The following is a 21,638-nucleotide window of genomic DNA, read 5'->3' on the forward strand; positions in this document are numbered from 1 at the left end:
CACGACACCCCGCCGGACGCCCCGCCGCCGGGGCGGTCCGGCAGGGCCCGGGAGCCGACGGCGCGCGCCATCGGCTCCCGGTACTCCCCGGCCGCGGTCACGGGATCACCGCTCGCGCGCCGGCGGCGTCACGGCGTCACCGTCCCACGTTGGACCGGCGCCGCCTGGCCAGTGCGTCCATGCTGGCGGCGAGCAGCAGCACCACACCGGTGATGAGGAAGCTGAGGTACGCCTTGGTGCCGAGCAGGCCGAGCCCGTTCTCGATGGTGGCGATCACGAGGCCGCCGAACACCGCGTCGCGGGCCTTGCCGCGCCCGCCGAACAGGCTCGTCCCGCCGATGACGGCCGCGCCGACCGCGTACAGCAGCGTGTTGCCGGCCCCCGCGTCGGTGGCGACCGAGTTGAGCCGGGACGCGGCCACGATGCCGCTGACCGCCGCCAGCCCGGATCCGATCATGAAGACGGAGATGCGGATGCGGGTCACGTTGATCCCGGCCCGCCGGGCCGCCTCGGCGTTGCCGCCGACCGCGTAGATGTGCCGGCCGAAGGACGTGCGGCCCAGGATGAACGTGCAGGCGATCAGCAGGGTGCCGACCAGCGGCACGCCCCACGGGATGCCGGCCAGCTCGATCAGCGGGCTCGGCGCCCGGTCCAGGCTGAGCACGTACGTGGCGCCCAGCAGCACGACCGCGACGGCGCCGGACTGGGCGAGCACCAGCTCGATCGGCTTGGAGTGCAGGTTGCGGGCGCGCTGGTTGCGCCACCGCAGCAGCTGCGTCGCGGCGTAGCCCGCGGAGCAGGCCGCGGCGAGCGTCCAGCCGAGCCAGATCGGCATGTTCTTAGTCGCCAGCGCCACGATGACCTCGTCGCGGACGGGCACGGTGCCGCCCTCGCCGATCAGCCACAGCGTGATGCCCTGGAGGCCCAGGAAGAACGCCAGCGAGACGACGAACGAGGGGATCCGCAGCACCGCGACCAGCCAGCCGATCGCGGTCCCGATGATGATGCCGGCCGCGACCGCGCTGATCACCGCGACGTACCAGGGCTGCCCGCTCTCGACGAGGAGCTTGGCCATCAGCGCCGCGCACAGACCGCTCGCCACACCGGCGGACAGGTCGATCTCCCCCACCAGCAGCACGAACACCAGGCCCATGGCGAGGATCGTGATGGGCAGCGCCTGCGTGGACAGGTTCGCGATGTTGCCGGTGCTGAGGAACGTGTCGGGCTTCAGGATGGTGAACAGCACGAACAGCGAGGCCAGGCCGATCAGCGCGGGGAGCGCGCCCAGCTCACCGGCCTTGAGCCTGTTCCAGTAGTCCAGCACCGCGGACCTGACGTCGTGCTCGCGCCGGTCGGTCGCGAAGTCCGAGTCCGCCAGTTTCACGGCGGCCTCCTTGCTGCCGGGGATGTCGGTGGACACCTGGTCCCCCCTCAGATGCTCTCGGCGGCGGTCTGCGGCGCGAGGCCGAGATCACCGGATCGGCCGGCGGTGATGAGCTCCACGACCTGGCCGTGGTTGACCTCGCCGCGCGCGACCTCGGCCGCGACCCGGCCGAGGTAGAGCGCGGTGATGCGGTCGGCCACCTCGAACACGTCGTTCATGTTGTGCGAGATGAGCACGACGGCGTGCCCCGTGTCGGCGAGCCGCCGGACGAGGTCGAGCACCTGGCGGGTCTGCGCGACGCCGAGCGCTGCGGTCGGCTCGTCCAGGATCACGACCTTGGACTCCCACAGCGCGGCCTTGGCGATGGCGACGGTCTGCCGCTGCCCGCCGGACAGGCTCGCGACCTGCTGGCGGACGGACTTGACGGTGCGGACCGACAGCCGCGCGAGGGTCTCGCGGGCCGCCTCCTCCATCGACGGCTCGTCCAGCACGAGGCCCCTGCGCCGCTCGCGGCCGAGGAACATGTTCTGCACGATGTCGAGGTTGTCGGCGAGGGCGAGGTCCTGGTAGACGACCTCGATGCCGAGTTCGGACGCGGCGCGCGGCCCGTCGATGACGACCGGGCGGCCCTCGAACTCGATCTGCCCCGAGTCGATGGGGTGGATGCCGGCGATGCACTTGATGAGCGTGGACTTGCCGGCGCCGTTGTCGCCGACGAGGGCCATCACTTCGCCCAGCCGCACCGTGAAGTCCACGTTGTGCAGCACATGGACGGCACCGAAGCTCTTGTTGAGCCCGGTCAGGCGGAGGACGGGGTCTCCGGTTTCAGCCACGTGGTTCCTTCCAGGTTCACGTCGTGCCCGTGGCGGGCCCCCGGCGTCCCGGGTCTCCGGGTATCCGGGGCGCCCTCAGCGGTGCGGGGGCCCGCCACGAGGTCGGGGGAGGCGGCTACTGGATGCCCGCGTCCTTGCACTTGGCCGCGTAGTCCCCCTTGCAGAGGTCCTCGACCTTGACGAACCCGTCGTCCACGACCGTCTTCATGTTCTCCTTGTCGACGCCGATCGGGGTCAGCAGCACCGACGGCACGTCGCGCTTGCCCTCCGGGTCGTTCGTGGTGCCGTTGGTCTCGCCCTTCTCGCCCTTGATCAGGGACACGGCCAGCTTGGCCGCCGCGTCGGCCTCCTGCTTGACCGGCTTGTAGACCGTCATGCACTGGGTGCCGTCGAGGATGTTCTGCAGCCCCTGGACGGTCGCGTCCTGGCCGGTGACCGGGACCTCGCCGGCCTGCTTGTTCTTCTTGAGGATCGAGATGGCCGCGTTGCCGAGGTTGTCGTTGGCGGCGAGCACACCGTCGATCTCGCCCTTCTGCGCGGTCCACATCTGCTCGAAGAGCGTGGCGCCCTTCTCCGCGCTCCAGTCCGGGACGGGCTGCTCGGCGACCTTCGTGTAGTTGGGGTTCTTGTCGAGGATGTTGTGCGAGCCCTGCGCGAACAGGGTGGCGTTGTTGTCGGTGGGCGCGCCGTTCAGGTACACGATGTTGGCCTTCTCGTCACCCAGGCACTTCTGCAGGCCCTTGCCCATCTCCTCGCCGACCTTCACGTTGTCGAACGAGACGTAGTAGTCGGCGACGCCGCCGAGGGTGAGGCGGTCGTAGTCGATGGTCTTGACGCCCTGCGCCTGCGCCTTGCGCTGGACCGCGGCCGCGGAGTTGGAGTCGAGCCCGGTGAGGAGCAGGACGGTGGCGCCGCTGGTGAGCATCTGGTCGGCGATCGTCTGGAACCGCTGGGCCGAGCCCTCCGCGTTCTGGATGTCGCTCTCGACGCCGGCCGCCTTGAACGCCTGCTCCAGGTACGGGCGGTCGAAGCTCTCCCAGCGGTCCGAGGAGGCGGTGTCGGGCAGGATCACGCCGACCTTGCCCTTGACCTCGCCGGAGCCGCCGGCGTCGTCGGAGCCGTCGTCGCCGCAGGCGGTGAGCGTGAGCGCCCCGGCCGTCATGACGGCCATCAGGCTGAGGATCCCCTTGCGCATATGCCCGGGTCCTTTCTGGGGGTGGGCCGCCGTGGCGCGGCCGGGGGGTCGCAGGCCGGTGAGCTAGATCACATGTCCACCGGCGTGAATGTTGTGCCCCGCAACTTATGTCGGCCTTGCCCGGTGCGCCAGACCTGCCGCCGGACCAATTTGTTGTCGCGCGTAACAATCACGTAACGCGAGATCACCACGGGCGCACCGCGGCATGGCGCGGGCAGGCGACAAGGCCCGGCGGACAAGGGGGTCCGGCCGCCGGACGGGCGGTATGTTCGGCGGCTCAACATTCCCCGGAGCCTGGGCACGGGCGCTCAGGAGCGGCTTCGCGAGCGGCCCGGGCGCATGCCGGGGCGGCGGCCGGCCGAACCCCGGCCGACAGGCAAGCCGCTCGGCCGACAGGCAAGCCGCTCCGGCCGACAGGCAAGCCGCTCCGGCCGACAGGCAAAGCCGCTCCGGCCGACAGGCAAAGCCGCTCCGGCTGGCTGGGAGACCGCTCCGGCCGGCGGGCAGACAGCTTCGGCCGGTGCTCGGCTCGGCAGGCTCAGTCGACGGCGAGGACCAGCGCGACGCGGTCGGCCGCGGTGGTGACGTCGTCGGCGGCGGCGATCCGCTCCGCCCACGACCACCAGTACCACCAGCCGTCCGCGCCCTGCTCCGCCAGGATGTTCTCGGTGAGGGCGGAGGCGTCCGGATTCAGCACGTGCAGGCTCGGCGACTGGCCGCGGGGCAGGGTGAGACGCACCCGGAAGCCACGCTTGACCAGCTCGTCGCCCAGTTCTTCCAGATATTCGATCCGCGTCTTCGACGGCGCGGCCGTTCCCGTATCGTCAGGCGTCATCTCAGTTCCTCACGGACTCCGCGCGGCCCGACGAGACCTCACCCTCCCGCTTCGCCCGCCCGGGCGCAAGCACTTCGGGCTGGTCAGCCGGGTGTCGGCGGTCCCCGGCCGGCGGACGGGCGCGGCGGGTCGCCGCGTTTCGGAGCGCCAGGGCACCCTATCCGGGATATCTTGCGCTTAGCACACGAACCGGAATGTGGGGGGACGATGACGGTCGGCGCGGGGGCGGACCCGGGAGCCACTCCGGTCAGCGGATCCGGAACGGGCGGCGGCGCAGAAGGCGGGCCGGGCGGCGGGCCCGGAGCCGGGCCGGCACCGGATCGGACCGTGCAGGAGGCGCCCGCCCAGCAGACGCCCGCACAGGAACCTCCCGGGCCGGAGTCGCCCGTGCGGAAGGCGGCGCGGAAGGCCACGCAGGGCCCGTCCACCTGGCACCGCTTCCACTACGCGGTCGGCGTCTTCCTCATCGCCTACGGCGGGACGGGCCTGCTCAGCGGCGTGCTGATGTGGGGCGACCGGGAGGACGAGGTCGCGGGCTACTTCGGGGCCCTGCCCGCGACGGCCGTCCTGCTGCTGGTCAAGGCGGTGGAGCTGGCGCTGGTCGCCTTCGCCGCCGCCGCGCTGGTGTTCCGCCGCGACATCCTGCTCGTCCCGGCGACGGCCGGCTGGATGGCCGGGTTCGCGATGTTCGCCGTGCTGGACGTCTTCACCGCCAGGTGGGGCGGCCTGGTCGAGCACCTGCTGTACCTCGCGGCCTTCGTCGTCCTGCTGTTCCTGTCCTACGGGCTGAGCGCGAAGGCCCAGCTCGCGAGGGCGGCCAAGGACGGCCAGGACGGATCGCCGGGCGGCGGGCCGCAGCTCACCCGGACGCAGGAGTTCGCGCTCCAGGCGATCAACCGGGCGGCCACCCTCACCGGGCCGCGGCCGCGCCCGGGGCGGCCCGCCTCCTGATCTTGGCAGATCTTGCCCTTGGTGGGGCACCCGGCCGGTGTCACTTTGGCGCTCATGAGAGCCCGAAAACTGGTGTGGCCGCTGGCGCTGGCCACGTCCCTGGCGCTGCCGGTGTCGCTCGCGGCCCCGGCCGCCGCGCAGTCCCCCGCCGCACCCGCGGCGAGCTGCGATCCCACGCGGACCGAACCGGTCTACCGGGGCACGGTCCCCTCCCCTGAGCAGGTCCTCGGCTTCGAGCTCGGCGAGCGCCCGGTCAGCGCGGCCGAGTCCGACCGGTACCTGGAGGCGGTCGCCGCGAAGAGCGAGCGCGTCGTGTCCGGGACGCTGGCCACCTCGGCGCAGGGGCGCCCGCTCAAGTACGCGATCGCGGGCCGTCCCGGGCTGGTGACCAAGGCGGGGCTGGCGAAGGTCCGCACGGAGGCGGGCCTGCTGCGCGATCCCCGCACGCCCGAGGCGCTGGCCCGGCTGATCACCAGGCACGGCGTCCCGATCCTGTGGGTCAGCGGGAACGTCCACGGCAACGAGCCGAGCGGCACGGACGCGGCGCTCAAGGTGCTGCGCGGCCTCGGCGACCGCACCGACTGCGCCGCGGAGGCGATCCTCGGCAACGCGCTCGTGGTGATCCTGCCGACGCAGAACCCGGACGGCCGCGAGGCCGGCACGCGCCAGAACGCGTACGGGTTCGACATGAACCGCGACTGGTTCGCGCGCACGCAGCCGGAGACCGACGGCAAGCTGGAGATGCTGAACCAGTACCCGCCGGCGCTGTACATCGACGCGCACGAGATGGGCGGGACGTCGTACTTCTTCCCGCCGAACGCCGACCCGATCTACCACGAGACGCCCGAGCAGGCGATCGGCTGGATCAACGACCTGTACGGCGGGGCGATGGCCGCGGAGTTCACCCGGCGCGGCATCGACTTCTTCAACCGCGACGTCTACGACCTCTTCTACCAGGGGTACGGCGACTCGGTGCCGACCACGGGCTTTCACGCCGCCGGGATGACGTTCGAGAAGGGCAACTCCAGCCCGTACCCGGAGAAGGTGGAGGAGCAGTACCTCACCCAGTGGGTGACGCTGTCGGCCGCGGCCCGCGACAAGCGGCGCGTCCTCACCGAGTGGCGCCAGATGACCGTGGACGCGTACCGGCAGGGCGAGGCCGGGAAGCTGGAGCCGAACCAGATCTACAACCCGCCGAACCAGATCGACCGGCAGGTGCCCGACCGCGCGGTGCGGCACTACTTCCTGCGGGACGGCGACCCGGCCAAGCGCGACGAGGTCCGCACGGTCGTGCGCCGGCTCCAGCGGATGGGCGTCCGCGTCGACAAGCTCGTCCGGCCGCTGACCGTCCCGGACTTCAAGGCGTACGGGCACCCCGCGGCCGAGACCACCCTTCCCGCGGGCACCTACTGGATCTCGATGGCGCAAGGCCGGAAGCACTGGATCCAGGCCATGCTCAACGAGGACTCCTACACGCCGTTCCCGTACTTCTACGACGTGACGGCGTGGAGCCTGCCGCTGCTGGCGAACGTGCAGGGCGGCTCGTCCGGTGCCGGCCTGCGTCCGCGGGCCGTTCCGGTGGGGACCGTCCCGGCGCCGCGTCCGGGCCACGAGGGGAAGGCGCCGAAGCTCGGCGTCCTCCAGCTGTCGGCGACGTCGTCGGCGGCGCGCGAGTCGGCCGGCTGGCTGCGGCACCGCCTCGACCGCGACTGGAAGCTGCCCTACACGATGCTCACCCCGGCGGACGTGGCGGCGGGCAGGCTCGCGGGCATCGAGGTCCTGATCACCCCGGACGGCCCGGCCTCGTCCGCCTACGACGCGCTCGGCGACACCGGGCGGGCCGCGCTCCAGGAGTGGACGCGCGGCGGCGGCCGCTACATCGGCTGGCAGGGCGGCACGCAGCTCGCGGCGCGGCTCGGCCTGACGACGGCGACGCTGTCGGAGCCGACGTCCGACATCCCCGGCACGCTGTTCCGCGTGCAGGTGGACGAGGACGGCCCGCTCGCCGAGGACGTCGGCGGGACGGTCTGGAACTTCACGTCGTACGACCTGGTCATGCGGGCGTCCAGCGGCGTGGCCGCGGCGTACCCGGAGCCGGACTCGCCCGACTGGTTCGTGTCCGGGTTCGAGCGGGGCGCGGCGGAGCTGGGCGGCACGGCCGCGGTAGTGGACCAGCCCACGGGCGAGGGCCGCTCGGTGCTGTTCGCGGCCGAACCGAACTTCCGCGCCTTCACCGACGGCACGGCGAAACTGCTGTACAACGCGATCCTGGGCCCGGACCCGGATCGGGCAGCGGCACCGCGGGCGGCGGCGACGGCCGAGGCGGCGCGGCGGGCGGCGGCCCTCCCGTCGCACGAGTCGCCGATCCGGGTGTCGGTGCGGTCGGCCGACGCGGCCGGGGCGGCGTCGGTGCTGCGGTCGGTCGGCGCGACCTGGGAGGAGAACCGCGGCGGCGGCGTCGTCCACTACGTGGTCGACAACCCGCGCGGCCTTCCGACGGACCACCACCCGTTCGCGGGCAGGCTGCCGTCGCTGATCGCCGAGGCGGGGATCGACCCGGTCGCCGTCACCCTGCCCTGACCGTCTCTTAGGCCCGTGCGGCGTGCCGGACAACGGCGTCCGGCACGCCGTGCCATTCCCCGCCGCCCGGCCGGGGGCTACTTGCGCACGAGCCAGGCCACGGCCGTCATCGTGCCGGGCGGTACTTCGGTGAAGCCGCCGTCGCGGACCGCGACCGCCGACCGCTTCACGCAGTCGCGCCAGGGGACGTCCCTGACCAGGTGAACCGCCGCCCCTGCCTGCACCCACTCGGCCACGTGCTTGCGGCGGCCCTTGCGCAGCAGGAGCTGGGCCGCGTGCCCGCACTGGGCGGCGGCCTTGCCGGTGGTGATGGTCACCTCCGGGTTGAGGGCGATCGCAGCGTACGGGGGCGCGGGCGGCGGCGCGGGCTCGTCCGCGGCGGCCAGGTCGAGCCCGGCGACCTGGAGCTTCGCCAGCTCCGGCGGGACGTCCGGCACCGGGCCGGGCGGGAACGCCCGCACCTGCGCGCCCGCGTGCTCGACCGTCACGCCGGGCAGCGCCGCCGCCTCCGGCCAGCGGACGCCGCGGGCCCGCCGCGTCACCTTGCGGATGCGCCGCGACTCCCACTCGCGGACCGCGTCGTGCCACTCGCCGCCGGGCTGCGCCGCCCGCGGGTCGGTGAGCAGCCTGACGACCGCGGCGGCCGCCGCCTCGCAGACCGCGCCGTGCTCGGGCGGGGCGGCCTTCTCCGCGCGCACGACCAGCTGCATCGCCCAGGGCGGGTCGTCGAGCGGGTCGGCGAAAGGCGCATGGTCGGGTCGCACGTGTGGAGTATTCCAAACCCGATCCGGCTTTCCCGAGGCGGATGTGGGTACTGCAACTCTTACCGTCCCCCGGACGTCCTCCCCTGTACGGGCTGGACGGTCCCCGCCGGAGGGCGGGGGGACACGGCGGAGAGGTCGGGTCGGAGGTCGCCGGTGACCAGTGGCGCGTGGAACGATTCCATACCGGGGATCGGCACTTTCTTCGTCGGCATCGACGTGGCACCCGGCCGGTACCGGTGCGACGACGGCAAGGGCGGCTGGTGGGTCCGCTTCACCGGCCCCGGCGGGGGCGACCCCGTGGGGTCGTGGCCGCTGCCGCCGGGCCCCACCGAGGTCGAGATCGCGCAGACCGACTTCGCGTTCGAGACGCACGTGTCCACCTACTGGCGGCGGATCGCGCCGCCCCGCTCCCCCGCGGACGGCTCGCCCGCCGAGCCGCGCCCCGTCGCCGACCCCGCCCTGCGCGCCGAGCTCGACACGATCGTCGCGCGCCGCCGCCCGCTGGTGTGGCTGGCGCCGCTGACGGTGCTCGGCCTCGGCCTGCTCGGCTCGCCGCTGCTCGGCTCGCTGTGGCTGATCGGCCTCAGCATGCTCGCGGTGCTGGTCGCGCTCGGCACCCCCTCGGTCTCCCTCGACCTGCGGCGCGCCCGCGAGCTGGAACGGCGCCGCGACCGCTACCTCACCCCGCAGGACTTCGACGACGAGGGCCGCGCGATGCTCGGGCGCGTCCAGGCCGCGATCGACGCCGTCCGCGACTCCGAGGTCAACCGGGAGGGGCTGCTGGACACCGTCGACAACGCCGTCACGCTCCCGCGGCAGGAGTGGGAGATCGCGCAGGTGCTGGCGCGGCAGTCGAAGCTGCGCACCGAGCAGGCGGAGCTCGCGGGCGGCGGCACGCCGCTCCCCGAGGTCGAGGCCGCGCTCGCCCCGCTGCGCGAGAAGCTCGCCGTCTCCGTCGACGCGGTGACGCGCCGGGTGGAGGCCCTCGAACGCTACGCGGAGCGGACCCGGTCGGCGGACGAGGTGCTGCGCGCCCAGCGGCACCTGGAGTCCATCGCGGAGAAGGCCCGCCAGTACGACGAGCTGATCGCCGACACCGTCCGCGACGATCTGGCGCTGCCCGCGATCGAGCGGCTGACCGAGCAGAGCGAGGAGCTCGTCCGGACGCTGCGCGAGCGCCTGGCGCAGGCGGCCGAGGCCGGCGGGGAACTCCCGCCCCCGTCCAAGTAGCGAGTCAGAACAGCCCGTCCAGGTGGTGGCGCAGGATTCTCATCGCCGATCCGGGGCTCCGGCGCCCCACCAGCACGCTCGTCCCGAGCCCGTGCGCGAGCGCGAGCAGCCGCGCCGCCTCGGTCTCCGGATCCCCCACCCCCGCGCCGGCGAGGACTCCGGTGATCTGCCGCTCCAGCCGGTCGGGGCCCTCCACGAACGGCTGGGCCGCCATCGCAGGATCGGTCAGGGCCAGGACGGCATAGGACGTCCACACCTGGTGGAACACGCGGCTCCCGGGATCGGTGGGCAGCGCCTCGGCGACCAGCGCCTCGACCACCTCCCGCGGCGACGGGTCCCGCAGCCCCGCCAGCCGCGCCGCCCACCGCTCGTGGCTCTGCCGTTCGAGCCGCTCCAGCGCCGCGTTCATCAGCTGCGCCTTGCTCTCGAAGTAGTACTGGACGAGGCGCAGCGACACCCCGGCCTCCGCGGCCACCGCCCGCATGGTGACCGCGTGCAGCCCCTCCCGCCCGGCCACCCGGACGAGCCCGTCGATGATCTGCGCGCGCCGCGCGTCGTGGTCGGCGGTCCTCGGCACGGCCCGCTCCCTCCCGCTGTGTGATACACACGTATCATATTGATACAGCCGTATCACAAGGGAGGCCGGATGACACCGCGCCACCGGCTGGTGCTCGCCCTGGCCTGCACTGCGCAGTTCATGGTCGTCCTGGACGTCTCCGTGGTGAACGTCGCCCTGCCATCCATCCAGGCGGATCTCGGCATGGCCCCGGCCGACCTGCAGTGGATCGTGAACGCCTACGCGCTGACGTTCGGCGGCCTCCTCCTGCTCGGCGGCCGCCTCGCGGACCTCTGCGGCCTCCGCCGCACCGTCGTCGCCGGCCTGGCCCTCTTCACCACCGCGAGCCTGGCGGGCGGGCTCGCGGAGGACCCGTGGACCCTCATCACGGCCCGCGCCCTCCAGGGCCTGGGCGCCGCCGTCCTGGCCCCCGCCACCCTGACCGTCCTCACCACCACGTTCGACGAAGACCTGCGTCCCCGCGTCCTCGCCGCCTGGACGTCCGTGGGCCTGGCCGGCGGGACCGCCGGCAACCTCATCGGCGGCATCCTCACCGACGCCCTGTCATGGCGCTGGATCCTGCTCATCAACGTCCCGATCGGCCTCCTGGCCCTCGTCCCGGCCCGCCTCCTGACGAACACCGGGCACCCAGGCCGGCGCCTGGACGTGCCCGGAGCCGTCCTGGCGACCGCCGGAGTCGCGTCGCTCACCTACGGCATCACCCGCGGCTGGAACGTCCCGGCCCTCGCCTTCGGCACCGCCGCCCTGGCGGCCTTCACCGTCCTGCAATCCCGGGCGCGGACGCCCCTCCTCCCCCTACGACTCCTCCACATCCGCACGGTGGCCATCGGAAACGTGACGATGCTGCTCGCGGGAGCCTGTCTCAACCCCATGTGGTTTTTCCTGACCCTGTCCATGCAGAACGTGCTGCACTACAGCCCCCTGCAGACGGGACTCGCCTTCCTCCCGCACACGCTCCTGACCATGGCCGTCGCCCTGCACGTCACACCACGCCTGATGGAACGAGCCGACGGCCGCACCCTGATCACCGCCGGCGCCCTGCTCGCCGCCGCGGGCTTCCTTTGGCAGAGCACCCTCGCCCCCGGCGACGGCTACCTCACGGGCATCCTCGGCCCGGCGATCCTGATCTCCGCGGGCGCCGGCCTCCTCAACACCCCGCTCACCGACGCCGTCACCACGGGCGTCCCCGCCGCCGACGCCGGCGCGGCCGCCGGCCTGATGAACACCACCAAGCAGACCGGCGCCGCCCTCGGCCTAGCGACCCTGGCCACCCTGACGACCACATACGGCCAAGCCTTCCTCGCGATCGCCGCCCTCCTCGTCGCCGCGGCCGTGACCGCCCTCGCCCTCCCCGCCCGCCACCGCTCGTCGCCGACACCGGCGGGCGGGGGTGTCAGGTGATGAGAAGTGCGAATTCGGGATGGACGGCAGCCCGGGGGTGCGGCCCTCGTCGGCGAGGTCGTGGACGAGGGCGACCATGGCGTCGTCCGCCTCGGTCCAGGACTCCAGGTCGGCCAGCAAGCGCTTGCTGCAGCGGCGTACCCTTGGAGCGGCGGCGAGCAAGCGGTTGGGTGACACGGCATAATGAGAGGGTGACGACCACGAGCGCCGACTCCGGACGATCCCGAGCCCGCGCCGGCGGCGCCCGCCGCCGCGGCAAGGGCTCCACCGCGCTGGCGTCGGAACGGCGCGAGCACCTGGTCAGGCTGGCCGCGGAACTGTTCGCCGAGAAGGGCTACCAGGCCACCACGGTGCGCAACATCGCCGACGAGGCCGGCATCCTCTCGGGCAGCCTCTACCACCACTTCGACTCCAAGGAGTCGATCGTGGACGAGATCCTCGCCGGCTTCTTCAACGAGATCACGGTGTCGTACCAGGCGGTGCTCGACCGGGGCGAGAGCCCCCGCGACACCATCGCCGGGCTCGTCCGCGTCGCGTTCGGGAGCCTGGAGCCGCACCGGGCCGCGATCACGGTGATGCAGAACGACTGGAACTACCTCAAGGGAATGGACCGCTTCTCCTACCTCAACAAGTCCGAGGACGAGGTCGAGAAGATGTGGGTCGACACCCTGAGCGCCGGGCAGAAGGACGGGCTGTTCCGCGACGACCTCGACCCGAAACTCACCTACCGGATGATCCGCGACACCATCTGGGTGGCGGTCCGCTGGTTCAAGCCGGGGGGCAGGCTCGACGCGCAGGGCCTCGCCGACCACTACCTCAAGGTGATGTTCGACGGCATCAACCTCCACTAGCCGGCCGGCGCCGCCCGGCCGTGCATGGTGACGGCACTCGCTTCGCAAAGATCGGCCCCGCCCCGGCGGGCCTCCGCGGCTGAGAGACGCTCTCCTTTACGGACATGCCGGGGCGATTCGGTTCGGCGTATACATCCGTTCGGGCACAACCGGCGCGGAATCCCACTGTGCGCGGGCACGGCCCCCCATAGTGTGCTTAGTCACGAATTGCCGAGTAGGGGTGACGCTTTGGCCCGTGGGGACGCTGTTACCGAAGAGGATCACGGGGGGAGGGTGACGTGACGGCTCAAGGGGGCGCCGGCCGCGACGAGCCCACACCGGAGGCGTTCCGCGCCGCCACGGCGCGCGGCCTTCAGGAGCAGTTCCCAGGGGTGCGCGTGTGGTTCGGGGAAGCGACCGGATCATGGTGGGCGCTGGTGCCGCTGCGCGGGGGGCCGCGGCTGGTGGAGGCACCGTCGCCGCAGCAGCTCCGCGACGAGATCATGCGTTCGCGCAGCCTGGGCTGACCGGTCGGCCGCCCACCGGGAACGGGGCGCGATCCGTCCCCGGAGGGCGTCCCAGCGACGCTAACTGAAACACGTTCTAGGCACAAGCGCTTGCTCGGTTATGTCTTCCTACCGGAGCCCGCCGCTCACACCTCGTACTGGATCGACGCCCGCTCCGCGACGATCGGCGTGATGTACTCCTCCACCACCGCGCGATGGGCCGGATGGTCGCGGTAGGCGAGGTAGGCGTCGCGGCCGGCGAAGTCCGCGACCACGGCGAAGTCGTACGCGCCGGGATTGACGCCGGCGTCCGCGCCGACGCTGTACTCCCGGATACCCTCGATGACCCCGGGCAGCTCCCCCAGCCTGGCCGCCACCTCTTCCTGCTGGCCGGTCGTCGTCCCCTCGGCCCATCTGAACAGCACCACGTGCCGGAAACCACTCATGACGGCACGCTATCGCCGCGGGCCTCAGATCCCGCCGACCGCCGCCGCGGTGATCGCGCCGAGTTCCCAGCACGCCTCCAGGTCGGCCTTGCCGGGCTCGCCGGTGACGACCACCGGCGGCTGGACGGCCTTCCACTTCAGCCCGGTGGTGATCGAGTCGAGCGCGCGCAGGGCTCCGGTGGCGTCGTTGTTGCCGTGCAGGAACGCCCCGAACGGGCGCCGGACGGTCTCCTCCAGGCACGGGTAATAGATCTGGTCGAAGAAGTGCTTGAGGGCGCCGGACAGGTAGCCGAGGTTCACCGGCGTGCCGAGAAGGCAGCCGTCCGCCTCCAGGACGTCCACGGCGGAGGCCGTCAGCGCCGGCCGCGACACCACCTCCACCCCCTCGACCTCGTCAGTGGACGCCCCGGCGCGCACCGCCTCGAACATCGCCTGGACGGACGGCGACGGGGTGTGGTGGACGATCAGCAGCCTCTTCATCACCACGAGCCTAACCGCCCCCGCACCGGGCGGCTGGTAACCCATGGTGAGCACTTGCAGCGGACGGTGACATTGAAGCGCCGATGCCGGGTAGGGCCCCACGAAGGATCTTGACCGGGGACGGTGGGGCAGGTGTTCTTCGTGCGAACGGACGAGGCGGCACGGACGGCGGCGTCCGGCGGGCCGGACCGGCCGGTCTGGCCGCTCGCACTCGCCGCCCTGCTCGCCGCCACCCTGGTCGCGATGCCCGCGGCCGCGCAGGCTCCCACCTGGCTCGGCGGCTCCGATCACCTCGTCACGGGCGGCGCGCCACTCGCCCCCGTCCACGCCACGGCCCTAGGCCTGGGGCTCGCGCTGGTCGCGCGCGGCATTCTGCTGCGGCGCCGCGCCGCCTGGTGCGCGCTCGTCCTGCTGGCCGCCCTCGGCCTGCTGTCGGCCCTCACCGGCGGGGAGCCGTGGCGGGTTCCGCTGCTCGCGGCCGTGCTCGGCGGGCTGTGGCTGGAGCGCGGCCGGTTCCCGGTCCCCGTGCACCCCGAGCGCGTCCGCGCGGCCGGGAGAATCGGGGCGCTCCTGGCCGTCGCCGCGGTCGCCGGCTCGCTGCTGTCCGGCGGTGTGCCCGCCGGGTCGGCCGGCCAGGTCGCGGGCGCGGCCGGGCTCCTCGTCCTGCTCGGCATCCTTTTGGCACCCGTTCCGGCTCCGCCGCCCGCCGGGGAGGCGGAGCGCCGCCGCGTGGCGGGCCTCGTCGCCCATCCCGGCTCGGACACCCTCGCCCCGTTCGCGCTCCGGCGCGACAAGGCGTACGTGTTCAGCCCGGACGGGCGCGCCGCGGTCGGCTACCGGGTCCTGTTCGGCACCGCGGTGGCGGGCGGCGACCCCGTCGGCGACCCGGCCGCCCACGCGGACGCGATCGGGGCCTTCCTCGCCCGCTGCCGGGCCGCGGGCTGGCGGCCCGCCGTCCTCGGGGCGAGCGGCGGGCTCCTCCCCGCCTGGGGACTGGCCCGCTCGATCGGCTACGGCGACGAGGTGGTGATCCGGCCCGGCGGGTTCGGCATGTCGGGCCGCCGCATGCGCAACGTCCGGCAGGCGGTCCAGCGCACCGTGAACGCCGGCGTGACCACCCGGATCGTCCCGGAACGGGACCTCGACGACCGCCTGCGCGAACGGCTCCTGGACGTCGCGGCCCGCTCGCTCGGCGGCGCGGCCGAGCGCGGCTTCGCCATGAACCTCGACGAGCTCCTCACCGGGCACCACCCGGGGGCGATCATCACGATCGCCTACGACGAGAACAAGGAGCCGATCGGCTTCCAGCGGTACGTCACCGCCGGGGAGGGCGTCAGCCTGGACGCGATGCGCCGCGTCCCGGGCGGGCCGAACGGCGTCAACGAGCGCCTCATCACCGAGATGATCGAGTACGCCGCCGAGCGGGGCCACGGCGTCGTCTCGCTGAACTTCGTCCCGTTCCGCGCACTGCTGGACACCCGGGAGCGCACCCTCCCGCAGAGGGTCGCCTACCGTGCGCTGCACTTGCTCGACCCGTGGATCGCGGCCGAGTCCCTCTTCCTCTTCAACCGGAAGTTCGGCCCGTCCTACAAGCCGCGGTATGTCGCCTTCCGCTCCTGGCTGGACGTCGTCCGGCTCGCCGCCGCCCTCTGCACGCTGGAGTTCGGCCGGATCCGCCCCGTCCAGCGGTCCGCCGTCCCGGTGACCGGACCCGCCCGCGACCCCGGCCGCTCTTGACCTGGCCCGGCGGGACTTCCTAGAACGTGATTCGATGGAGGTCCCCGTCGAGAGGAAGCGCGCATGAGCACGGTGCAGGGGCACTGCGACCCGGCGTTCGCCCGTGTCCGCGAGGTGTTCGAGGAGAACTTCGCCGAGGGGCGCGAGCTGGGCGCCGCCGTCGCCGTCCACGCGGACGGCCGCGAGGTCGTGAACCTGTGGGGCGGCGTCGCCGACCGCCGCACCGGGCGCGAGTGGCTGCCGGACACGCCCTGCTTCGCGTTCTCCTGCACCAAGGCGGTGACGGCCGCCGCGGCGCTGCTGCTCGCCGAGCGCGGCCGGTACGAGCCGGACGGCCCGGTGACGGACTGGTGGCCGGAGTTCGGCGCCGCCGGCAAGGAGGGCACGACCGCCGAGCACCTGCTGAGCCACCAGGCCGGCCTGCCCGCGTTCGCCCGCCCGGTGCCGGCGGAGGATGCGGCCGACCCCGCGGCCCTCGCCGCCGAGCTGGCCGCGCAGGAGCCGGAGTGGACGCCCGGCGAGGCGCACGGCTACCACGCGCTGACCTACGGCTGGCTCGCCGGTGAGATCGTCCGGCGGCACTCGGGCAAGACGGTCGGGGCGTTCGTCGAGGACGAGTTCACCGCCGGGCTCGACCTGTGGATCGGCGCCCCCGACGACGTGATCGAGCGCGCCGCGAAGCTGTCGGCGGGCCGGCGGGTCCAGGGCGGCGGCCCCGCCCGCACGGAACGGGACGGCGGCGACCCGCCCAGGGCGATGGCCAGCGACCTCCTCAACCGCCTGGCCACCGCGTACATGGACCCGCAGAGCACCATGAACCGGTCGACCGGCAACCCGCATCCGGGCAAGGGCGGCTACAACAACCCGGTCGTGCTGCGCGCGGGCTGGCCGTCCGCCGGGATGCTCACCACCGCGCCCGCCCTCGCCGCCTTCTACCGCGACCTCGTGGCGGGCCGGATCGTCCGTCCGGAGACCCTGCGGGAGGCGATCCGCCCGCGGGTCGCCGGACCCGACCGGACGATGCTCATCGACAGCTCGTTCGGCCTCGGCTTCATGCGTCCCGCGCAGACGTTCTTCACCCCGAAGGCCGGCCGGGACTCGGCGTTCGGGCACAGCGGCGCGGGCGGCTCCATCGGGCTCGGCGACCCCGACGCCGGGCTCGCGTTCGCGTACCTGCCGAACATGATGAGCGACATGGCGGCCGGCGACCTGCGCGCCTACCGGCTGCTGGACGCCGCGTACGCGGCACTGTCGTGAGCGGCACTGTCGTGAGCGCGCGGTAGCGTGCCGCCCCATGGAGGTACGCGACCTGCACGCCTGGCCGGCCACGCCGCGTGAGGCCGAGGCCGTCCAGGACCGGCTGCGCCCGATGCTCGAACTGGGCGGACCGGGCCCGGTGAGCCCGCGGACCGTCGCGGGCCTGGACGTCGCGTACGCGGGCGACGGGGGCGGCACCGGGACGCGCCTGGCCGCCGCGGTGACCGTCCTGGACGGCACGAGCCTGGAGGTGGTCGAGGAGTCGGTCGTCCTCGGCACGGCCGCGTTCCCCTACGTGCCCGGCCTGTTCGCGTTCCGCGAGCTGCCCGCGCTCCTGGACGCCCTGCGCGGGCTGAAGACCGTGCCGGAGCTGCTCGTCTGCGACGGCTTCGGGGTCGCGCACCCGCGCCGGTTCGGGCTGGCGTGCCACCTGGGCGTCCTCACGGGGCTGCCCTCGATCGGCGTCGGCAAGACGTCCTTCGTCGGCGGGCACGAGGAGCCGGGGCCGCGGCGCGGCGACGCGAGCCCCCTGCTGGACGGCGGCGAGGTCGTGGGGCGGGTGCTGCGGACGCGCGACGGCGTCAAACCGGTGTACGTCTCGGTCGGGCACCGCACCGACCTCGACACGGCGTGCCGCAACGTCCTCGGCCTCACGCCCGCGCACCGTCTGCCGGAGACCACCCGCCGGGCCGACCGGCTGGCGCGCGACGCCCTCGCCGGGTAGCGCCCGGTACCGGAAGATGGCAGTCTCATGAACCAGAGGCGGAGACACCCCAGGTCATCCGCGACACCGCTGGACGGTGCCCATGGACACCCGGCCGATGCGGGCCGACGCCCGCCGCAACTACGAGCGACTGGTCGCGACCGCCCGCACGGCCTTCATGGAGCACGGCACGGACGCCTCCCTCGACGACATCGCCAAGCGCGCGGGCGTCGGCTCCGGCACGCTGTACCGCCACTTCCCCACCCGCGACACCCTGCTGCACGCCGTCCTGCACGACCGGATCGAGGGGCTGCTCGCGCACGCCGACGAGCTGCTGTCCGAACCGGCCCAGGACCCGGGCGGCGAGGCGCGCGGCGCGGACGCCGCGCTGGGCCGCTGGCTGCGCACCTACCTCGCGGGCGCGATGACCCCGCGCGGCACCTCCACGGTGATCATCCAGGCCATGTCGGCGGAGTGGGCGGGCACCGGGCTGGGCGCCGCGGCGGCCGCGATCCGCGACGCCCTCGGGCTGCTGCTGGAGCGGGCGCAGCGGGCGGGCTCGATCCGCGCGGAGATCGACCCCGGCGACCTGCTGCGGCTCGCCAACGCGATCGGCGTCGCGTCGGAGCGCACCCCCGATCCGGCCGCGTACGCGGACCGGATGCTCGCGCTGCTCTTCGACGGCCTGCGGACGCCCTGACCCCCGCTTGTTGCCTTGACCAAGCGTTCGCTAGGTTTGCGGAGGACGGTCACGCGGCGACGAGGAGCGTTGATGGGGCAGCTTGACGGCAAGGTGGCGCTGATCACCGGCGGTGCGCGCGGGATGGGCAAGTCCCATGTCCGCCGCTTCCTGGACGAGGGCGCCAAGGTCGTGTTCGGCGACGTCCTGGAGGAGGAGGGCACGAAGCTGGCGGCCGAACTCGGGGACGGCGCGCGGTTCGTCCGGATGGACGTGACCAGCGAAGAGGACTGGAAGACCGCGGTCGGCACCGCGACCGAGACCTTCGGCGCGCTGCACGTCCTGGTCAACAACGCCGGCATCATCAGGCACAAGACGATCGAGGACATGAGCCTCGACGAGTTCCGCCGCGTCCTGGACGTCAACCTGATCGGCCAGTGGCTCGGCGTGAAGTCCGTGACCGCCGCGATGCGCGAGGCGGGCGGCGGCTCGATCATCAACGTCTCGTCCACCGAGGGCTTCATCGGGGCCAACGGGCTGGCCGCCTACAGCGCCAGCAAGTTCGGCGTCCGAGGCCTGACCAAGGCGGCCGCCCGGGAGCTCGGCCGGTACGAGATCCGCGTGAACTCCATCCACCCGGGCGGTGTCCTGACCCCGCTCTCCCTCCAGGACGACGTCGTCTCCGCCACCGCCGACAGCGCCGACGCCTTCCTGAAGGCGCTGCCCCTCGGCCGCATGGGCAAGTCCAAGGAGGTGTCCGGCCTTGTGGTCTACCTCGCCTCGGACGACTCCTCCTACTGCACGGGCAGCGAGGTCCTCGTCGACGGCGGCATGCTCACCGGCGCCGGGTACTGAGCCCGCCGGCACCGGACACGACACGGAACACGACGGGCCGCCGGCGCCGGTCGGACCCCCGCACCGGCGACCCGTCGCGCGGCTACGGACGCCGCTCGACCCATCCCTCGACGGCCTCCAACTGCGCGGCGAGCGAGATCAGCGTCCCCTCGTCGGAGTCGTGCCCGAGGAGCTGCGCCCCGACGGGCAGCCCGGCCTTCGTGAAACCCGCGGGCACGTTCACGCCGGGCCAGCCGAGGACGTTCCACGTCCAGGCGTAGGGGCAGGCCGCGGCCACCCCGGACTGCGTCTTCTGGTACCCGGCCCCGTCGTACGCCCCCACCCGCAGCGGCGGCTGCGCCGTGGTCGGGGTCAGCACCACGTCGGCCACCTGGAAGATGCGGCCGACCTTCCTGCGCAGGTGCGGGTCCATCCGCTTGGCCAGCGGAAGCAGCCGCTTTCCGAGCACCCTTCCGATCTGCGCCTCGACCTCCGTCCGCCGCTCGGGCCGCGGGTCCGGCATCGCGTCGAGCATGTCGGCGACCGCGGACGTCCCGCGCGGGATGAGCCCGAGCCCCACGAGCCCGTAGTCGGGGTCGGCGGGGAAGACCTTGTGGCCGAGGGCCGTGAGCCGCCGCGCGAGCCGTTCGACGGCCCCGCGGATCTCCGGGTCGAGTCTTCCGCTCACCCCGAAGGCCGTCCGGAAGGAGACGGCGATGCGCAGCCGCCCGGGGTCCCGCTTGGCGAACTCCGCGAAAGGCGTGACCGGCGGGTCGATCTGATACACGTCTTCGGGATGGCTGCCGGTCAACACGTCCAGTAGCAGAGCGGCATCCCCGACACTTCTGGCCAGAGGCCCCCAGACGGTAATTCCATTGAACGGATCGGTATTCGGATATCCGGAAACACGCCCGCGCTGAGGTTTGATGCCCACCAATCCGGTCCAGGCCGCCGGAATGCGGATCGACCCGGCCCCGTCGGAGCCGACCGCCCCGGCGACCATTCCCGCCGCCACCGCCGCGGCCGAGCCGCCTGAAGACCCGCCCGGCGTGTACTCGGGGTTCCACGGATTGCGCGCCGTCCCGAACTCGGGCGACTCGCTGAAGGGCCACAGCCCGAGCTCGCAGGTCGTGGTCTTGCCCACGACGATCGCCCCGGCGGCCCGCAGCCTGCGCACGACCTCGGCGTCCCGCGCCGCGGGGCGGTGGTTCCCGGACACCGCGAACGGCGTCGTCTCCCCCGCCACGTCCGTGTCGTCCTTGACCGCTACGGGGACGCCCAGCAGCGGCAGCCGCTCCCCGTCCGCCAGCCGCTTGTCGGCCTCCTGCGCCTCCTGCGCCGCCGCGTCCCAACGCACGACGCGGAACGCTCCGAGCGACTCCTGCCGGCGGATGCTCTCCAGGGTGTCCTCGACGAGCTCGCGCGCGGACACCTCCCCCTTCGCCAGCGCCTCCGCCTGCCCGGCCAGCCCGCCCAGCACCACGCCGCCTCCCAGGGGTATCGTTCGTTCGAACGAACGATACAGAAAGAGTCGATCTTAGGGAAGACTGTGCAGCGATGAGCGCCCGCGACCGGATCCTCCAGGCCACCCTCCGCCTCATCGGCGAGGAGGGCATCGGCGCCGTGACCAACCGGGCCGTCGCGCGCGCGGCCGGCGTCTCCCTCGGCTCCCTCACCTACCACTTCCCCAGCCAGGACGACCTGCTCCGCGAGGCCCTGCAGACGTTCGTGGACGAGGAGATCTCCCGCATCACCGCCTACGTCACCGCCCTCGCCGACTCGGGCATGGCCCCCGTCGAGGCGGCCGACGCGGTCGAGAAGGCCGTCGTCGACTTCGCGTACGGCCCCGAGCAGATCGCCAACCTCGAACTCCACCTGCACGCCGCCCGCGACCCGGTCCTCCGCGAGACCTCGGCCCGCTCGGTCGACGCCTACGACCGCCTGGCCGGCGCCGTCCTCGCCGCCCTCGGCATCCCGGACGCCGAACGCCACGCCCCGACGATCGTCGCCATGCTCTACGGCCTCGCCGTCCGCCGCCTCGCCACCGGCGACACCACCGGCACCGGCACCTCCGACGCCTTCCGCCTGCTCCTCCTGGGCGCACTCCCCCGGACCTGAAAAAGGCTTCTGGCCCGCACGGCCCCAGAGCGGGGTTACAAGGCCGTGCAGGCCAGAAGTCTGTCTCAATCAGGAACCTCAGTCGGAACCTCAGCCGACGTTCGCTCTGCTCTCCGCCTGTGCACCTCCGCCGTGTCTTCAAATCTGACACCCGCAACGCTATGGCCCCCCACCCCCCAGCAGAACGCCCTTAAGCCTCACTTAGGGAACCCCTGAGCAAGGCTTATTCGGGGGTGGGGGGCCATAGCGTTGCGGGTGTCAGATTTGAAGACACGGCGGAGGTGCACAGGCGGAGAGC

At 73.0% G+C, this 21,638-nt stretch carries 21 protein-coding genes; 12 read left to right on the forward strand and 9 right to left on the reverse strand.

Going from position 1 to position 21,638, the window contains the following annotated elements; translation table 11 throughout:
• Positions 1–136 precede the first annotated feature (136 nt).
• From E1200_RS15560 to E1200_RS15575, 4 genes are all read right to left on the reverse strand, one after another.
• Positions 137–1,420 (reverse strand): ABC transporter permease, encoded by a 1,284-nt coding sequence (locus tag E1200_RS15560; RefSeq protein ID WP_131952690.1) that lies wholly within the window; start codon positions 1,418–1,420, stop codon positions 137–139.
• 11 nt (positions 1,421–1,431) lie between these two features.
• Positions 1,432–2,217 (reverse strand): ATP-binding cassette domain-containing protein, encoded by a 786-nt coding sequence (locus E1200_RS15565; RefSeq protein WP_131952691.1) that lies wholly within the window; start codon positions 2,215–2,217, stop codon positions 1,432–1,434.
• Between the two features lie 115 nt (positions 2,218–2,332).
• Positions 2,333–3,412, reverse strand: a complete 1,080-nt coding sequence (locus E1200_RS15570; protein WP_131952692.1) for a sugar ABC transporter substrate-binding protein — start codon at positions 3,410–3,412, stop codon at positions 2,333–2,335.
• Between the two features lie 538 nt (positions 3,413–3,950).
• Positions 3,951–4,247 (reverse strand): hypothetical protein, encoded by a 297-nt coding sequence (locus E1200_RS15575; protein WP_131952694.1) that lies wholly within the window; start codon positions 4,245–4,247, stop codon positions 3,951–3,953.
• 327 nt (positions 4,248–4,574) lie between these two features.
• On the opposite strand from E1200_RS15575, the gene E1200_RS15580 reads away from it, so the two are divergent.
• Positions 4,575–5,198, forward strand: coding sequence for a hypothetical protein (locus E1200_RS15580; RefSeq protein ID WP_131952695.1), 624 nt, complete (start codon positions 4,575–4,577; stop codon positions 5,196–5,198).
• 54 nt (positions 5,199–5,252) lie between these two features.
• Positions 5,253–7,778 carry a M14 family zinc carboxypeptidase gene (locus E1200_RS34385; RefSeq protein ID WP_131952696.1) on the forward strand — a complete coding sequence of 842 codons (2,526 nt, stop codon included), beginning with the start codon at positions 5,253–5,255 and terminating at the stop codon, positions 7,776–7,778.
• 77 nt (positions 7,779–7,855) lie between these two features.
• On the opposite strand, the gene E1200_RS15590 is transcribed toward E1200_RS34385, so the two are convergent.
• Complete coding sequence (locus E1200_RS15590; protein ID WP_131952698.1) at positions 7,856–8,542, reverse strand: hypothetical protein; 687 nt, start codon at positions 8,540–8,542, stop codon at positions 7,856–7,858.
• A gap of 153 nt (positions 8,543–8,695) precedes the next feature.
• On the opposite strand from E1200_RS15590, the gene E1200_RS15595 reads away from it, so the two are divergent.
• A complete protein-coding gene (locus E1200_RS15595; RefSeq protein WP_131952699.1) occupies positions 8,696–9,772 on the forward strand; it encodes a hypothetical protein in 1,077 nt (358 codons plus the stop codon).
• Positions 9,773–9,776: 4 nt separating this feature from the next.
• Here E1200_RS15595 and E1200_RS15600 read toward each other — a convergent pair whose 3' ends face one another.
• Positions 9,777–10,349: a TetR/AcrR family transcriptional regulator gene (locus tag E1200_RS15600; RefSeq protein WP_131952701.1), complete on the reverse strand. Its 573-nt coding sequence runs from the start codon at positions 10,347–10,349 to the stop codon at positions 9,777–9,779.
• Positions 10,350–10,418: 69 nt separating this feature from the next.
• Between E1200_RS15600 and E1200_RS15605 the strand changes: the two genes are divergently transcribed.
• The 3 genes from E1200_RS15605 to E1200_RS15615 all read left to right on the forward strand — a co-directional run bounded on the left by E1200_RS15605 (position 10,419) and on the right by E1200_RS15615 (position 13,107).
• Positions 10,419–11,750: an MFS transporter gene (locus tag E1200_RS15605; RefSeq protein ID WP_131952703.1), complete on the forward strand. Its 1,332-nt coding sequence runs from the start codon at positions 10,419–10,421 to the stop codon at positions 11,748–11,750.
• Positions 11,751–11,941: 191 nt separating this feature from the next.
• The gene (locus E1200_RS15610) at positions 11,942–12,601 is read left to right on the forward strand and encodes a TetR/AcrR family transcriptional regulator (RefSeq protein ID WP_243708588.1); all 660 of its coding nucleotides are present in this window, start codon (positions 11,942–11,944) and stop codon (positions 12,599–12,601) included.
• Between the two features lie 278 nt (positions 12,602–12,879).
• Positions 12,880–13,107: a hypothetical protein gene (locus tag E1200_RS15615; protein WP_131952706.1), complete on the forward strand. Its 228-nt coding sequence runs from the start codon at positions 12,880–12,882 to the stop codon at positions 13,105–13,107.
• A 125-nt stretch (positions 13,108–13,232) separates the two neighbouring features.
• On the opposite strand, the gene E1200_RS15620 is transcribed toward E1200_RS15615, so the two are convergent.
• Together E1200_RS15620 and E1200_RS15625 are read right to left on the reverse strand one after the other, a co-directional pair.
• The gene (locus E1200_RS15620; RefSeq protein WP_131952708.1) at positions 13,233–13,532 is read right to left on the reverse strand and encodes a Dabb family protein; all 300 of its coding nucleotides are present in this window, start codon (positions 13,530–13,532) and stop codon (positions 13,233–13,235) included.
• Between the two features lie 24 nt (positions 13,533–13,556).
• Complete coding sequence (locus tag E1200_RS15625) at positions 13,557–14,012, reverse strand: NAD(P)H-dependent oxidoreductase (RefSeq protein ID WP_131952709.1); 456 nt, start codon at positions 14,010–14,012, stop codon at positions 13,557–13,559.
• 141 nt (positions 14,013–14,153) lie between these two features.
• On the opposite strand from E1200_RS15625, the gene E1200_RS15630 reads away from it, so the two are divergent.
• The 5 genes from E1200_RS15630 to E1200_RS15650 all read left to right on the forward strand — a co-directional run bounded on the left by E1200_RS15630 (position 14,154) and on the right by E1200_RS15650 (position 19,243).
• Positions 14,154–15,749: a DUF2156 domain-containing protein gene (locus E1200_RS15630; protein ID WP_131952710.1), complete on the forward strand. Its 1,596-nt coding sequence runs from the start codon at positions 14,154–14,156 to the stop codon at positions 15,747–15,749.
• A gap of 63 nt (positions 15,750–15,812) precedes the next feature.
• The gene (locus tag E1200_RS15635; protein WP_131952712.1) at positions 15,813–17,006 is read left to right on the forward strand and encodes a serine hydrolase domain-containing protein; all 1,194 of its coding nucleotides are present in this window, start codon (positions 15,813–15,815) and stop codon (positions 17,004–17,006) included.
• A gap of 37 nt (positions 17,007–17,043) precedes the next feature.
• Positions 17,044–17,730 (forward strand): endonuclease V, encoded by a 687-nt coding sequence (locus tag E1200_RS15640; protein ID WP_131952713.1) that lies wholly within the window; start codon positions 17,044–17,046, stop codon positions 17,728–17,730.
• 82 nt (positions 17,731–17,812) lie between these two features.
• On the forward strand, positions 17,813–18,409 hold the full coding sequence (locus tag E1200_RS15645) for a TetR/AcrR family transcriptional regulator (RefSeq protein ID WP_207933369.1): 597 nt from the start codon (positions 17,813–17,815) through the stop codon (positions 18,407–18,409).
• 72 nt (positions 18,410–18,481) lie between these two features.
• On the forward strand, positions 18,482–19,243 hold the full coding sequence (locus E1200_RS15650) for a glucose 1-dehydrogenase (protein ID WP_131952715.1): 762 nt from the start codon (positions 18,482–18,484) through the stop codon (positions 19,241–19,243).
• A gap of 82 nt (positions 19,244–19,325) precedes the next feature.
• On the opposite strand, the gene E1200_RS15655 is transcribed toward E1200_RS15650, so the two are convergent.
• Positions 19,326–20,705: an amidase gene (locus E1200_RS15655; protein WP_131952716.1), complete on the reverse strand. Its 1,380-nt coding sequence runs from the start codon at positions 20,703–20,705 to the stop codon at positions 19,326–19,328.
• 74 nt (positions 20,706–20,779) lie between these two features.
• On the opposite strand from E1200_RS15655, the gene E1200_RS15660 reads away from it, so the two are divergent.
• Positions 20,780–21,340, forward strand: a complete 561-nt coding sequence (locus tag E1200_RS15660; protein WP_131952717.1) for a TetR family transcriptional regulator — start codon at positions 20,780–20,782, stop codon at positions 21,338–21,340.
• Positions 21,341–21,638 lie beyond the last annotated feature (298 nt).

The sequence above is a fragment of the Actinomadura sp. GC306 genome (assembly GCF_004348665.1).
In the GTDB taxonomy this organism is placed as follows: domain Bacteria; phylum Actinomycetota; class Actinomycetes; order Streptosporangiales; family Streptosporangiaceae; genus Spirillospora.